Origin of the sequence: Mycobacterium sp. E2327 (assembly GCF_001672675.1) — a bacterium.
Taxonomy (GTDB): domain Bacteria; phylum Actinomycetota; class Actinomycetes; order Mycobacteriales; family Mycobacteriaceae; genus Mycobacterium.
In genome coordinates this window covers 1-545 of record NZ_LZKE01000208.1, presented here as the reverse complement: position 1 = coordinate 545, position 545 = coordinate 1, and the positions used below count along the sequence as shown (strand labels likewise).

General features: G+C 70.3%; 1 protein-coding gene. It reads left to right on the top strand.

Going from position 1 to position 545, the window contains the following annotated elements:
• Positions 1–545: TetR/AcrR family transcriptional regulator (locus tag A5712_RS23665; protein WP_068110656.1), on the top strand; the 545-nt coding region annotated here is incomplete at its 5' end.

Genomic DNA, 545 nt, shown 5'->3' with positions numbered 1-545 from the left:
TGGCCGGCGTCGGCTACTCGCGCGCGACCATCCGGGAGATCGCCCGCACGGCCGACGTCACCAGCGCGAGCCTGTACAACTACTTCCCGAACAAGTCCGAGTTGATCAAGGCCGCCGTCGCCGCAAGGACCGAGGTCGCGTTGCCCCGGCTGCGCGAGGCGGCCGGGAGCCCCGGCGACGTCGTCGACCGGATCGAAGCGGTGCTCGACGAATCGGGCCGGTTGATGCGCGAGTACCCCGACCTGGCGGCCTTCGAGTGGGCGATCCGCGCCGAGGGCGCCGTCGACCCCGGGGCGCACGGCGCCGGCTTCCAGGCGTTCCGCGAGATCATCGAGGGCATCGTCGGACGAGCCGCCAGATCGGGTCCGGTCGAAGCGATCTATTCGTTGATCTACGGGCTGACCGAGCTGGCGGCCACGCTGCCGCCCGAGGACTACCACGCGGCGCTGGGCGCGGCCAAGCGGCTGGTCAGGGGAACGCTTTTCGAGCCGCGAGCGAGTCGCCGAGCGTCCACAGCGCAACGCCGATCAAAACGAGATCCTTGA